The sequence below is a fragment of the Escherichia sp. WS568 genome, assembly GCF_046486085.1.
Classification (GTDB): Bacteria; Pseudomonadota; Gammaproteobacteria; order Enterobacterales; family Enterobacteriaceae; genus Escherichia; species Escherichia coli.
Map to the genome: position 1 here is coordinate 76,194 of NZ_JBJQMC010000015.1, position 13,105 is coordinate 89,298.

Annotated in this window: 12 protein-coding genes; 8 read left to right on the forward strand and 4 right to left on the reverse strand. The window is 48.2% G+C overall.

Annotation, left to right across the window (positions count from 1 at the left end):
* Positions 1-68: 68 nt before the first annotated feature.
* Both ACJHWR_RS16760 and uxuR read left to right on the forward strand, forming a co-directional pair.
* Positions 69-1,529, forward strand: coding sequence for a fructuronate reductase (locus ACJHWR_RS16760; protein ID WP_000208197.1), 1,461 nt, complete (start codon positions 69-71; stop codon positions 1,527-1,529).
* Between the two features lie 322 nt (positions 1,530-1,851).
* A complete protein-coding gene (uxuR, locus tag ACJHWR_RS16765; RefSeq protein WP_000844158.1) occupies positions 1,852-2,625 on the forward strand; it encodes a Uxu operon transcriptional regulator in 774 nt (257 codons plus the stop codon).
* 140 nt (positions 2,626-2,765) lie between these two features.
* Here uxuR and ACJHWR_RS16770 read toward each other — a convergent pair whose 3' ends face one another.
* Complete coding sequence (locus ACJHWR_RS16770) at positions 2,766-3,596, reverse strand: DUF2686 family protein (RefSeq protein WP_000062540.1); 831 nt, start codon at positions 3,594-3,596, stop codon at positions 2,766-2,768.
* Positions 3,597-3,928: 332 nt separating this feature from the next.
* On the opposite strand from ACJHWR_RS16770, the gene ACJHWR_RS16775 reads away from it, so the two are divergent.
* The 3 genes from ACJHWR_RS16775 to iraD all read left to right on the forward strand — a co-directional run bounded on the left by ACJHWR_RS16775 (position 3,929) and on the right by iraD (position 4,651).
* A complete protein-coding gene (locus ACJHWR_RS16775) occupies positions 3,929-4,072 on the forward strand; it encodes a hypothetical protein (protein ID WP_012311725.1) in 144 nt (47 codons plus the stop codon).
* Positions 4,073-4,187: 115 nt separating this feature from the next.
* The gene (gene idlP, locus ACJHWR_RS16780; RefSeq protein ID WP_120795393.1) at positions 4,188-4,271 is read left to right on the forward strand and encodes an iraD leader peptide IdlP; all 84 of its coding nucleotides are present in this window, start codon (positions 4,188-4,190) and stop codon (positions 4,269-4,271) included.
* The gene (gene iraD, locus ACJHWR_RS16785) at positions 4,268-4,651 is read left to right on the forward strand and encodes an anti-adapter protein IraD (RefSeq protein WP_000986218.1); all 384 of its coding nucleotides are present in this window, start codon (positions 4,268-4,270) and stop codon (positions 4,649-4,651) included. The genes idlP and iraD overlap by 4 nt, the downstream gene beginning before the upstream one ends.
* Before the next feature lie 47 nt (positions 4,652-4,698).
* Here iraD and ptsP read toward each other — a convergent pair whose 3' ends face one another.
* The 3 genes from ptsP to dhaK are packed head-to-tail and all read right to left on the reverse strand — an operon-like array spanning position 4,699 to position 8,793.
* Positions 4,699-7,080 (reverse strand): phosphoenolpyruvate--protein phosphotransferase, encoded by a 2,382-nt coding sequence (gene ptsP, locus ACJHWR_RS16790; RefSeq protein WP_000225796.1) that lies wholly within the window; start codon positions 7,078-7,080, stop codon positions 4,699-4,701.
* A 3-nt stretch (positions 7,081-7,083) separates the two neighbouring features.
* Entirely contained in the window at positions 7,084-7,716 is a 633-nt protein-coding gene (gene dhaL, locus ACJHWR_RS16795) for a dihydroxyacetone kinase subunit DhaL (RefSeq protein ID WP_000701653.1), read from the reverse strand.
* Between the two features lie 12 nt (positions 7,717-7,728).
* Positions 7,729-8,793: a dihydroxyacetone kinase subunit DhaK gene (gene dhaK, locus ACJHWR_RS16800; RefSeq protein ID WP_000733759.1), complete on the reverse strand. Its 1,065-nt coding sequence runs from the start codon at positions 8,791-8,793 to the stop codon at positions 7,729-7,731.
* Positions 8,794-9,118: 325 nt separating this feature from the next.
* Between dhaK and ACJHWR_RS16805 the strand changes: the two genes are divergently transcribed.
* The 3 genes from ACJHWR_RS16805 to ACJHWR_RS16815 all read left to right on the forward strand — a co-directional run bounded on the left by ACJHWR_RS16805 (position 9,119) and on the right by ACJHWR_RS16815 (position 12,919).
* Positions 9,119-10,201: a glycerol dehydrogenase gene (locus ACJHWR_RS16805; RefSeq protein ID WP_000357817.1), complete on the forward strand. Its 1,083-nt coding sequence runs from the start codon at positions 9,119-9,121 to the stop codon at positions 10,199-10,201.
* Between the two features lie 67 nt (positions 10,202-10,268).
* On the forward strand, positions 10,269-11,537 hold the full coding sequence (locus tag ACJHWR_RS16810; RefSeq protein WP_000203401.1) for an MFS transporter: 1,269 nt from the start codon (positions 10,269-10,271) through the stop codon (positions 11,535-11,537).
* Between the two features lie 17 nt (positions 11,538-11,554).
* Positions 11,555-12,919 carry an FAD-dependent oxidoreductase gene (locus ACJHWR_RS16815; protein ID WP_000228119.1) on the forward strand — a complete coding sequence of 455 codons (1,365 nt, stop codon included), beginning with the start codon at positions 11,555-11,557 and terminating at the stop codon, positions 12,917-12,919.
* Positions 12,920-13,105: the final 186 nt, after the last annotated feature.

The window sequence follows — 13,105 nt, forward strand, 5'->3', positions numbered from 1 at the left end:
TGGCTGCGCGCCGTGCCGGTTCCTTCTTCCTTGCCGTCACTCTCTGAAGACGGATTCTGGAGTTTACGATGACTACTATTGTTGACAGCAATCTGCCGGTTGCCCGCCCGTCATGGGATCATTCTCGTCTGGAATCACGCATTGTGCATCTCGGTTGCGGGGCGTTTCACCGCGCGCACCAGGCGCTGTACACCCATCATCTGCTGGAAAGCACCGACAGCGACTGGGGTATCTGCGAAGTTAACCTGATGCCAGGTAACGACCGCGTGCTGATCGAAAACCTGAAAAAACAGCAACTGCTGTACACCGTGGCGGAAAAAGGCGCAGAAAGCACCGAGCTGAAAATTATCGGTTCGATGAAAGAAGCCCTGCACCCGGAAATCGACGGTTGTGAAGGTATTCTCAACGCGATGGCGCGTCCGCAGACGGCGATTGTCTCCCTGACGGTCACAGAGAAAGGTTATTGCGCCGATGCGGCAAGCGGTCAGCTGGATCTCAATAATCCGCTGATTAAGCACGATCTGGAAAACCCGACTGCGCCGAAGTCCGCGATTGGTTACATCGTAGAAGCCCTGCGTCTGCGTCGTGAAAAAGGGCTGAAAGCGTTTACGGTGATGTCCTGCGACAACGTGCGTGAAAACGGTCATGTGGCGAAGGTCGCGGTTCTGGGGCTGGCTCAGGCGCGTGATCCACAGCTGGCGGCATGGATTGAAGAGAACGTCACCTTCCCGTGCACCATGGTTGACCGCATCGTTCCGGCGGCGACGCCAGAAACCTTACAGGAAATTGCTGACCAGCTGGGTGTTTACGACCCGTGCGCCATTGCCTGCGAACCGTTCCGTCAGTGGGTGATTGAAGATAACTTCGTTAATGGTCGTCCGGACTGGGATAAAGTGGGCGCACAGTTCGTTGCAGACGTTGTGCCGTTCGAAATGATGAAACTGCGTATGCTGAACGGCAGCCACTCTTTCCTGGCGTACCTCGGTTACCTCGGCGGCTATGAAACCATTGCCGACACCATGACTAACCCGGATTATCGCAAAGCGGCCTTTGCCCTGATGATGCAGGAACAAGCGCCAACGCTGTCGATGCCGGAAGGTACGGACCTGAACGCCTATGCGACGCTGCTGATCGAGCGTTTCAGCAACCCGTCTCTGCGTCACCGTACCTGGCAGATTGCAATGGACGGCAGCCAGAAGTTACCGCAGCGTCTGCTGGATCCGGTGCGTCTGCACCTGCAAAACGGCGGCAGCTGGCGTCACCTGGCGCTGGGCGTGGCTGGCTGGATGCGTTACACCCAGGGCGTGGATGAGCAGGGTAATGCCATTGACGTGGTCGACCCGATGCTGGTGGAGTTCCAGAAGATCAACGCGCAGTATCAGGGCGCAGACCGCGTGAAAGCGCTGCTGGGCCTGAGCGGTATTTTTGCCGATGATCTGCCGCAGAATGCCGACTTTGTTGGCGCGGTGACGGCGGCATATCAGCAGCTGTGCGAACGCGGTGCGCGCGAGTGTGTGGCTGCGCTGTAACTAACTGATTACCCTACAGACTTACTGGTCAATCAAACTGATATTTGGTTGACCAGTTTTCGTTTTTTTGCCCACCTGTACGTGCCAACTTCCAGTGCTAATGGTATAGTTTGAAAATAAATAACCGCATCTAACCAGATTGCTGACAAACCTGTTTATGAGCGATTCAGTCACTGTTTTTCTCCCCAGTCCAGGAAGGCAATAGGGCAGGGTAATGGCTACAGTCATTTCCCCTCATCCTAACCCTCTCCCCAAAGGGGCGAGGGGACTGAACGTGCCCTTTACAGGATTTGTTATCAGTCTCATCAAATGGATATTACTTATGAAATCTGTCACCTCTGCGCAAAGACCTTACCAGGAAGTCGGGGCGATGATCCGCGATCTGATCATAAAGACGCCGTACAATCCTGGCGAACGGCTGCCGCCGGAGCGTGAAATTGCAGAAATGCTTGATGTCACGCGGACGGTGGTACGTGAAGCGCTGATCATGCTGGAGATCAAAGGGCTGGTGGAAGTGCGCCGGGGTGCCGGTATTTATGTTCTTGATAGCTCAGACAGCCAGAACACAGACGGTCCGGATGCCAACGTTTGCAATGATGCGGGTCCTTTTGAGCTGTTACAGGCGCGTCAGTTACTGGAAAGTAACATCGCGGAATTTGCCGCTTTGCAGGCTACCCGCGAAGATATCGTCAAAATGCGTCAGGCATTGCAACTGGAAGAGCGTGAGCTTGCTTCCAGCGCGCCGGGCAGCAGCGAAAGTGGTGACATGCAGTTCCATCTCGCCATTGCCGAAGCGACGCATAACAGCATGCTGGTGGAGCTATTCCGTCAGTCCTGGCAGTGGCGGGAAAACAATCCGATGTGGATCCAGTTGCACAGCCATCTGGATGACAGCCTGTATCGCAAAGAGTGGTTGGGCGATCACAAACAGATCCTCGCCGCGTTAATCAAAAAAGATGCCCGAGCGGCGAAGCTGGCAATGTGGCAGCATCTGGAAAACGTTAAACAACGTCTGCTGGAATTTTCGAACGTTGACGATATTTATTTTGACGGCTATCTGTTTGATTCATGGCCGCTGGATAAAGTCGACGCCTGACTTATTATGATAAGCGCAAGGGTAAACGTTCCTTGCGCTTTCTTAAATTAAGAAATCGCAATGAGTATTACTTTGTAAATTGCAGGGTATTGTTTAAATATCTGTATAACCTGAATGTTAGTACTCATTCTTCTCAGTAGTCATTTACCAATATAATTCCATTCACCATTTTTTAATTCAAACAGTTCTGGAAGAGATGACGGTTGCAGAGTCATGCGTTTGAGTGGCGCATCTTCATCACCGGGGATAATTTTATATCCCATTTTTGCATGGATCTCCGCGGTACCGGGATAGGCTTCTATACCAATTATTGGGTCATTTCCCATCTCAATATTAGCATTAAGTAATGCGGCAACGGCGAATCCGGAAGAATTTGCTACCCCTGTTACCGTCATTATCTGATCAATATAGATATCAATCCTTGGCTGTTCATTGGTCCATCTTTTTGCCTGAGAAGCTGGAAGGGTTGAAATATATCCTATCGTGGTTCCGGCATAACCAGGAACATTGCAGCCAGGGCCTAATGTTATTTCATGCACAGTATAGTCCTCTACAGGATCGGAGGGGCTCTTCATAAATAAATTTAGTTGTAATCCTTCCGCTAACTCTGTGGCAGCATGCGCCTTTTTACATATACCACCATATATTTCGTCTAAAGCTGAGGTGATTTTCAAGTTTCGATAGAGCATACGTCCTGTTGTTGTAATACCATTGAATTCTCTGCATGTTTCTGTCACATAATTAAATGGCCAGGACTGTTTGCTAATATTAAGTTTTCTAATTTCGACAACACTTTTTCCATCGTAATTATGGTTATTGCCACGAACAAGAGGCATAATATAGATATTTTCCGTATCCATGCGTGCATATTCATATTCACGTGTTAACTTATTGTCGACTCTTGGGTGATGAAGGAAGTGATTATTTGTATTGAATTGGTTATTAGCGGCATTGCTTAATGGCATAGACATAATAGTTACCTTTTATGAGTATTTCACTGATGTTTAGAAAAATAGATAAATTTTTCTGTAGTAAAAAAGAAGTAAAAAAATGACATGCATGTTTCTGTTGTAGTGATATCAACTCTACACGGTGATATTAAAGGGTAGGAAACACTCTAAAGTATCAAAAAACGCTCATTTGAAATTATTTTCATGCAATTAAAAAGCATATCTTATTACTAATTGGAATTTGATGTTGCTATATTTATGTCTATATTAATAATGCCTATGAATGGTATTTTTGATGTATTTGATATGTTATCAATTTATATTATTTACAAACTAATTGTTTCAAATAGTACATGGCTGATTATGCGGAAATAAATAATTTCCCACCGGAATTAAGTAGCAGCGGTGACAAGTATTTTCATCTACATAACTATTCGAAATATTCAGAATATACTAGCAGTTTTTTTTTGAGTTTGATGATTTTTATCAAATCATGACTTTTTTCCTGAAAAGTCAGTAGATATTCATAGGCAAGTAAGGTTTTATACTTTGCTGACAGGATTCAGGCCTGTCTCAGACTGACATGGATGTAATGAACAAAAGGGAATGGCTATGGAAAATGAGCATCAATACAGTGGTGCCCGGTGTTCAGGGCAAGCCGCATATGTTGCTAAACGTCAGGAGTGCGCAAAATGATGCGCCAATCACTTCAGGCTGTTTTACCTGAAATTTCAGGCAATAAAACGTCATCGCTGCGTAAATCGGTATGCAGCGATCTCCTCACACTTTTTAATTCTCCTCATTCGGCATTACCGTCATTACTTGTTTCAGGCATGCCCGAGTGGCAACTGCATAACCAGAGCGACAAACATCTTCAGAGCTGGTATTGCCGTCAGCTGCGTTCTGCACTGTTATTTCATGAGCCACGGATTGCGGCGTTGCAGGTCAATTTGAAAGAAGCGTACTGCCACACGCTGGCGATCAGCCTTGAGATAATGCTGTACCACGACGATGAACCGCTAACGTTTGATCTGGTCTGGCAGAAGGGGAGTTGGCATCGCACGATGCCGCAGTAAATGACGGGAAACGCGATACGCGCAAGACGTATCGCGTTAGGTCACAATTAGTGGGAGGTTCTGATTGCTGCTTTCAAGGCCGGAAGCCGGGACGGACTGGCACTGAGCTTATCAATCCCCATGGTGAGCAGTCGTGCTGTTTGCTGGGTATCTCCAGCCATTTCGCCGCACATACTGACCGGAATTTCATTATTACGTCCGGCCTGACACACCATAGCAATAGCGTTAATCACCGCGTCATTACGATAATCGACCAGTTCCGCGACGGTGCTATTTCCTCTGTCTGCCGCCATAATATATTGCGTCAGATCGTTGGTGCCGATGGAAAAGAAATCGACTTCACTGGCTAATTTTTCTGCAATCATGACTGCAGCAGGAACCTCAATCATAATTCCCAGCGCCGGAAGATTTTCTGCAGTAAGTCCCAGCAGTTTTGCCTGCGTTTGTATCAGCGTTTTGACGGCGTTGACCTCCTCGAGCGTTGAAACCATCGGCAGCATAATTTGCAGCGTTGGGTATTCTTTCCCGGCCCGGAGAAGTGCGCGTAATTGCGGAATAAATATTTGCGGATGCGCCAGGCACAACCGGATACCGCGAAGTCCCAGGAACGGGTTGTCCTCTGCGGGTAAAGGGTACGAAGGTAATGGCTTGTCACCGCCAATATCCAGAGTGCGGATGGTGACTGGTTTATCGCCAAAAGCCTGAGCAACAGAACAATACACGCGAAACTGCTCTTCTTCATCGGGTAATGTTGCAGACTCATGGAATAAAAACTCTGTGCGCAGTAAACCCACGCCCTCAGCCCCGTGAGATAGCGCAGCCTCAATATCTTGCAGGTCACCAATATTCGCCAGCACGCTGATTTTTCGCCCACCTTGCGTGACAGCGGGCTGCATGGCATCAGCTAACTGACGATCCCTTTGTTGCCGCCATGCTTCGGCGCGTTGCAGTAAATCCAGGCGGGTGACCTCATCCGGCTGTAGCCACAAACGGCCTGTTTCACCATCAAGAATGACCGTGTCGTTATCGCGGACGTTTTGCGGGGTAATAGCTGCCTTCACAATGGCAGGAATACCCATTGCTCTGGCAAGGATCGCTGTATGTGAAGTTGTTCCGCCATTATGAAGACAAATGCCAAGAATGTGTGCTTTATTCAGGCTGGTTATCTGTGATGGCAACAGATCGTTGGCTAACAAAATGCAGGGCGCGGTAGTAATAAAGTGTTGTTCACTTCCCCCGCAAAGCTGGTTCAGTACCTGACGTGTAAGGTCACGGATATCTGCCTCGCGTTCACGTAAATACAGTGTTTCCGCCTGACAATATTGCTCTGCTAATGCCTGCATGACTTCTAACCATGCGAATTCCGCCTGTTTGCCCTTTGCCAGACGTTGCTGTAATTGCCGGTTAATCTTTGGATCTTCAAGCATCATTTTATGGGCGGCAAAAATATCGCCTTCAGGGCCTGCCGCTTTATCGGCAAGTTCACAAACAACAATGTCGATAGCAGACTCGATTCGCGACAGCTCTTCTTGCGGAGAATCGACGGTGCGCTGCGTAATTTCTGGTCGTTCGCAGGTAAACCATTTAACAGGACCAATAGCGATACCATTTTGTACTGACAAGCCTGATATTGCGCCATCGACAGGGGCGCTGACCACCGGCGTTTCCGTTAGCGGAATCTCTGAAGAAGCGAGCAGGTGAGCTTCACCAAAATGATTTTTCGCCAACGTTTCAATTGCCTTGAGAGCGTCACTGGCATCGGTGCCTTCGGCCTGGAAGATGATTTCATCGCCACAGCGGACGCCCAGCATTGCCAGTTCGTTGAGACTGCGGGTGCTGGCGCGTTTATCGCCTTTGATGACGATAATGTTTGCCGAATATTGTGCGGATACTTTCAGGATGCTGGCTGCCGGACGAGCATGAATGCCGTGGGGATTACGTATCGTCCAGCAAAAAGTTTGCCATTCACCGGAATGATTGATTGGTGATATTGCTGGAATAACCTCGCCTGCAGTTGAGGATGGCGTGAGTTGCTGCTGTTTAGCACACAGCGCAAGATCCACTTCAGCGATAATCTCCGTCACCGAAAGCCCCGCTGCGGCAGACGTTACCGCTGACATGGCACCTTCCACTACAGGGGCGGCGAGCAGATAAATTGCACTTCTTTGCTCTTCAGAAAGCAGCTCCAGCGCCATCTCGGTACTAAGCAGCGCACTGCCCATATCCATGAGTACCAGAACGCCATCCGGTGACCAGACCGATTCAATCGCAGACATAATGGCAATAGCATCAGTGCCAATCGGATTTTGCGGATCATCAATACCTGCAGCAATGGCCAGAGGAACGTCCCCTCCAGACATCTGTAGTGCTAATTCCTCAACCCCCTGGGCGAGACGTAGACTATGAGAAACAATAACAATGGCAACCATAATTTATCCCGCGAATCCTTCCTGCATAGCCTTAATCATCAGCCAGGAGGAGGTCGCGCCTGGATCCTGATGGCCCACACTGCGAGCGCCGAGATAACTGGCACGTCCTTTTTTCGCCTGCATATTGATGGTGTTATCGACTGCTGTTGCCGCATCTTGCACCATCGTATTCAGCAGAAGGGAAGGCGACATTCCGGCTTGCAGGTTCTTTTTGGCTTCGTGGAGAACTGGAACCCAGACATCACACAGTGTTTTATCCCCTTGTTCTGCTTTTCCTCGTGCGATAACGCCTGCAATCCCTTCTTCCAGACACGCCAGCCACTCTTCCAGAGTTAATTCTGTTCTGGCTCCCACTGCCGCAGAAGCGCGAATAAATAATGTGCCGTAAAGAGGACCACTGGCACCGCCAACGCTGGAAAGTAGTTTCATGCCAGTATTTTTAAGAATATTGCCAATATGCTGACGTTCAATGTCGGGCAACGTCGCTTTCACTGCACTGAAACCACGATTCATATTGAGGCCGTGGTCGGCATCACCAATATCTCTGTCAAGTGCGGTTAGAAAATCTTGTTGTTCAGTGAGATGTGCAGCACAACTCTCCAGCCAGGCAATAACATGTTTGTTTTGAATTTTCATATAATGTCCTTATTAACATCCCCAACGAAGCGCTGGCGTATTGACCGGGGCATCCCAAAGTTGCAAAAACTCTGGGGTACATTTCAGCAGGCTGATGGAAAATCCGGCCATATCTAATGATGTACAATAATTACCGACCAACTGGCGGCTAATTTTAATTCCCTGGCGCTGTGCGGCGCACATAAATACCCTGGCCACACCATATAACTCTGATTCAGGCGTGCTGCCAAGTCCGTTAATTAACACAATATATTCGGCATTTTGATCGAATGACTCATTCATTGATGATGCGTCAATCCATCCCCCCGCATGGCGATCCCAATGGCGTAATGTGCGTCGCCAGGGGGTATTATCCAGTAATTGCGCTATCACGCTGTCGATTAAAGTGTTCAGATCTTGCAAAGTGCGGCGTTCAATGCCGGGTTCACCGTGGATCCCGACACCAAATTCGATTTCATTATCAGCCAGTTCAAATGAGGGTTTTCCCGCGGCGGGAACCGTACAGGCTGACAGTGCGATGCCAAAAGAACGGGTGGCATTGTTAACATCTTTGCCAAGTTGCTCGCACTGCCCCAGGTTATATCCCTGAAGTGCAGCCGCACCGACAATCTTTTCAACAAAAACTGTACCCGCAACACCGCGACGTCCGGCTGTATACAGGCTATCTTTTACCGCTACATCATCATCAATAATGACGGTCCCAACGGCGATGCCTTCTTCGTGTAACATCTCGACTGCCGTTTCGAAATTCAGAATATCGCCTGTGTAATTTTTGATGAAAAACAGAACGCCAGAACCATTATCAACCGCTTTGGCACATTCGATCATTTGATCTGGCGTGGGCGATGTGAAGATTTCACCAGGACATGCACCGGTTAACATTCCCATACCGACAAAACCTGCATGCAGTGGTTCATGGCCTGAGCCGCCGCCTGAAATCAGCGCCACTGCATTATCGGTTTGTTTGCACCACACATATCGGGGCGCGTAATTTGCCTGCAGGTGTGGCCAGGTGGCGATGAGTCCTTCCATTTGTTCTGTGACAACAGAATCAATCTGGTTAATTAATTTCTTCATAGTCATTCCTGTTCTGATAAATTACGTAAATCGCGCTAAATATGTTTGCGAGATTAATTCTCCAACCGCAATAAAACAAATCGCACGATAATAAGATTCATAATGAAACAGTTAATTCATGGTGTTGTTTCAAAATGAAAAGGGACCAGTATGGATATTGATATATTGTGATTAAGGCATGAAAAGTGTTTTTTATTATCATCTGCAGATGATGTTTTTTACAGCGCGATCATAAAACATAATTTTTCGCGAATGAAATGTTTGCCGCCACTGGATGCAACGAGTAGGTTAACAGTGAAGCAAAACAAGTTACGCGAGGAATGATATGGATAAGATTATTATAAGTCCGGCTAAATATATCCAGGGAAATGGTTCTCTGGATAATATTGCTACATATGCGGCGAGTTTGGGAACAGAACCATTAATTATTGCAGATGAATTTGTGACCGGTCTGGTTGGTGACAGAGTAAGCCAGAGCTTTGCAAGAGAAAACATTATTGCGGATCTTGATGTTTTTTGCGGTGAATGCTCGCAAAATGAAATTTCTCGAATTCGTGAGAAATTTAATCAGCGTAAATATAATGTCGTTATTGGTATTGGCGGCGGTAAAACGTTGGATACGGCAAAAGCCGTAGCGTATTACCAAAAAATTCCGGTAGTGGTGGTGCCGACAATTGCTTCCACAGATGCGCCAACCAGTTCTCTGGCAGTAATTTACACCCCGGAAGGCCAGTTTAGCGAATATCTGTTTTTCCCGAAAAACCCGGATATGGTGATTATGGATACTGGCGTCATTTCAGCCGCGCCAGTGCGTCTGCTGGTGGCCGGTATGGGAGATGCATTGTCAACCTGGTTTGAGGCGAGAGCCAATCAGGCGTCAGGAAAAGCCACAATGGCAGGTGGGGCGTCGACACTGGCGGCACTGGCTATTGCCCGACTCTGTTATACCACGCTACTGGAAGATGGCTATAAGGCAAAAGTCGCGGTTGAACAAGGTGTTAGCACCAAAGCGGTAGAGAATATTATCGAAGCTAATACCTATCTTAGCGGCATTGGATTTGAAAGTAGCGGCCTGGCGGCAGCTCATGCCATTCATAACGGCATGACGCAACTGGAGGAATGCCATCATTGCTACCACGGTGAAAAAGTGGCATTTGGCGTCCTGGTACAGCTCGTACTGGAAAACGCACCACAGGAGGAAATTGAAACCGTACTCAATTTCTGCCATAGCGTTGGTCTGCCGACAAATCTTCATATGTTAGGCGTGAAGGAAATTAATAAAGATAAATTACGGGCAGTGGCTGAAGCAGCGACTGCTGAAGGGGAAACTATCCATAATATGCCATTCGTAGTAACAGCGCAGGACGTTCTTTGCGCAATTTTAACTGCACATCATTTGGGACTTTAAAAAAATAATACGGCCTGTGCAAAGCAGGCCGTTGGTGTCATTTTAAATACTTCATTCGGGAATAAATATGACCAGTAACTGGAAACGTTGGATCACGCTGGCGTTATGTGGTATTGCCGGAAGTGCAATATATAAATTGCCTTATTTACGGGAAACCTATTACGACGCGATGCAGCAGGCTACAGGAGCGACTAATGCTGAACTTGGTTTTCTAATGACAGCCTATGGTCTGGTGAACTTTTTATTATATCTACCTGGCGGTTGGGCTGCCGATAGATTTTCTGCACGTAAATTAATGACCTTTTCATTAATTTCCACCGGGATAAGTGGTTTTTATTATGCGACCTTCCCCTCGTATACTATGATCTGTTTGTTACATGCACTTTGGGCTGTTACAACCGTATTTACGTTTTGGGCCGTGTGTGTGCGAATTATTCGTACCCTGGGAACCAGCGAAGAACAAGGTCGCTTATACGGTTACTGGTTTCTGGGTAAGGGATTAACCTCCATTGTACTGGGATTTCTTTCCGTGCCGGTATTTGCCAAATTTGGCGAAGGTGTTGATGGTTTACGGGCGACAATTATTTTTTATTCCGTAGTGACTATTCTGGCCGGTGTTTTAGCCTGGTTTGTTTGTCAGGATGAAACGCACAGCGAAGATAAAGCGAATTTCCGTCTGGCAGATATGGCATTCGTGCTGAAAATGCCGACGGTTTGGCTGGCAGGTGTTGTGACCTTTTGTATGTGGTCAATTTATATCGGCTTTGGCATGGTCACGCCGTATCTCACGCAGATCCTGCATATGGGCGAATCGGAAGTGGCAGTTGCCAGTATTCTTCGCGCCTATGTGTTATTTGCGATGGGGGGATTAATTGGCGGACAACTGGCCGACCGCTGTGCGTCACGCACGCGTTTTATGATTTACGCCTTTATCGGCATGATTGTCTTTACTACCGTTTATTTCTTCCTGCCCGGTGAGTCGCGCTACGTCACTATTGCGCTGGCGAATATGGTTGCGTTGGGCGTGTTTATTTACTCTGCGAATGCCGTGTTCTTCTCAATTATTGATGAGATTCGGATCCCGGCAAAAGTCACAGGGACTGCTGCGGGTCTGATCTCTTTACTGACCTATTTCCCGGAAATCTACTGCTACACGATGGTGGGCAATATGGTCGACCGCAAACCGGGTATTGCCGGTTATCAGGATGTTTTCCTGTTCATGTTGGTTTGCGCATTCATCGGCCTTATCGCCGCACTGGTCCTCCAGCGTGTGAATCGTAAAAGTAAAAATCAAGTCAATGAAATCACTGAAAACAATGCGGATTGCGCATCCTGAATCTGATGGGGGAACCAATGGTGGACATGATTAATGAAAGTGCACGGCAAACGCCAGTCATTGCACAAACGGACGTTCTGGTTATCGGGGGCGGTCCGGCAGGATTAACGGCGGCGATAGCGGCGGGGCGGCTAGGTGCCAGAACCATGATTGTTGAGCGTTACGGCTCACTAGGCGGCGTATTGACGCAGGTTGGTGTGGAAAGTTTTGCCTGGTATCGCCATCCGGGGACGGAAGATTGTGAAGGGATTTGTCGTGAATATGAAGGCCGCGCGCGAGCATTGGGCTTCACGCGACCAGAACCTCAGTCAATTAGCGAAGTTATAGATACTGAAGGATTTAAAGTTGTTGCCGATCAGATGATAACGGAAGCTGGCGTTGAGCCGTTATATCACTCCTGGGTTGTGGATGTGATCAAGGAAGGGGATACGTTATGCGGTGTTATTGTCGAGAACAAATCAGGACGAGGGGCAATTCTGGCGAAAAGAATCGTCGATTGCACGGGGGATGCTGATATTGCTGCTCGTGCAGGCGCGCCCTGGACGAAACGGGGAAAGGACCAACTGATGGGCGTCACCGTGATGTTCAGTTGCGCAGGTGTCGATGTGGCGCGCTTTAACCGTTTTGTTGCGGAAGAACTTAAGCCGACCTACGCGGATTGGGGAAAAAACTGGACGATTCAAACCACGGGCAAAGAAGACCAGATGTTTAGCCCTTATATGGAGGATATTTTTACCCGGGCGCAGCAGGATGGTGTGATTCCAGGCGACGCCCAGGCGATTGCCGGAACCTGGTCAACCTTTTCTGAAAGCGGCGAAGCGTTTCAGATGAATATGGTGTACGCCTTTGGTTTTGACTGTACCGATGTCTTCGATTTAACCAAAGCAGAAATCGCCGGAAGGCAGCAAGCATTATGGGCAATTGACGCTCTACGCCATTATGTTCCGGGCTTTGAAAATGTACGGTTACGCAATTTTGGCGCCACGCTGGGTACACGCGAATCACGGCTTATTGAGGGGGAAATACGTATTGCTGATGATTACGTCCTTAATCAGGGGCGTTGTTCGGACAGTGTAGGGATTTTCCCGGAATTTATTGATGGTTCCGGTTATCTCATTTTGCCAACGACCGGGCGTTTCTTTCAGATCCCCTATGGCTGTCTGGTGCCACAAAAAGTGGAGAACCTTTTGGTCGCCGGTCGCTGTATTTCCGCAGGCGTAGTTGCACATACTTCTATGCGCAACATGATGTGTTGTGCCGTTACCGGTGAGGCCGCAGGCACTGCCGCCGTGGTTTCGCTACAGCAACATTGCACCGTGCGTCAGGTTGCTATTCCTGATTTGCAAAACACGCTGCAACAGCAGGGCGTACGTCTGGCATAACAACAAGGCGCAGAGAGCTGAAAGCCTCTCTGCGCCTTGCAGGAGAAAGACCATGAGGGATGATGACCTGGAGCACTTAAGTGCCAATTACTGGATAACCACAGTTCTCTGCGGCCTCTTTTTGGGGATATTCCTGTTCATGCTGCAACAGCATCAGTGTGGTTTAGCTCTGTATTGTATTGCGGT

Excerpts from the sequence above, each read along its gene's own strand:
- ACJHWR_RS16760 (WP_000208197.1), top strand. The coding sequence starts at position 69 with ATGACTACTATTGTTGACAGCAATCTGCCGGTTGCCCGCCCGTCATGG.
- uxuR (WP_000844158.1), top strand. The coding sequence starts at position 1,852 with ATGAAATCTGTCACCTCTGCGCAAAGACCTTACCAGGAAGTCGGGGCG.
- ACJHWR_RS16770 (WP_000062540.1), bottom strand. The coding sequence starts at position 3,596 with ATGTCTATGCCATTAAGCAATGCCGCTAATAACCAATTCAATACAAAT.
- ACJHWR_RS16775 (WP_012311725.1), top strand. The coding sequence starts at position 3,929 with ATGGCTGATTATGCGGAAATAAATAATTTCCCACCGGAATTAAGTAGC.
- idlP (WP_120795393.1), top strand. The coding sequence starts at position 4,188 with ATGGAAAATGAGCATCAATACAGTGGTGCCCGGTGTTCAGGGCAAGCC.
- iraD (WP_000986218.1), top strand. The coding sequence starts at position 4,268 with ATGATGCGCCAATCACTTCAGGCTGTTTTACCTGAAATTTCAGGCAAT.
- ptsP (WP_000225796.1), bottom strand. The coding sequence starts at position 7,080 with ATGGTTGCCATTGTTATTGTTTCTCATAGTCTACGTCTCGCCCAGGGG.
- dhaL (WP_000701653.1), bottom strand. The coding sequence starts at position 7,716 with ATGAAAATTCAAAACAAACATGTTATTGCCTGGCTGGAGAGTTGTGCT.
- dhaK (WP_000733759.1), bottom strand. The coding sequence starts at position 8,793 with ATGAAGAAATTAATTAACCAGATTGATTCTGTTGTCACAGAACAAATG.
- ACJHWR_RS16805 (WP_000357817.1), top strand. The coding sequence starts at position 9,119 with ATGGATAAGATTATTATAAGTCCGGCTAAATATATCCAGGGAAATGGT.
- ACJHWR_RS16810 (WP_000203401.1), top strand. The coding sequence starts at position 10,269 with ATGACCAGTAACTGGAAACGTTGGATCACGCTGGCGTTATGTGGTATT.
- ACJHWR_RS16815 (WP_000228119.1), top strand. The coding sequence starts at position 11,555 with ATGGTGGACATGATTAATGAAAGTGCACGGCAAACGCCAGTCATTGCA.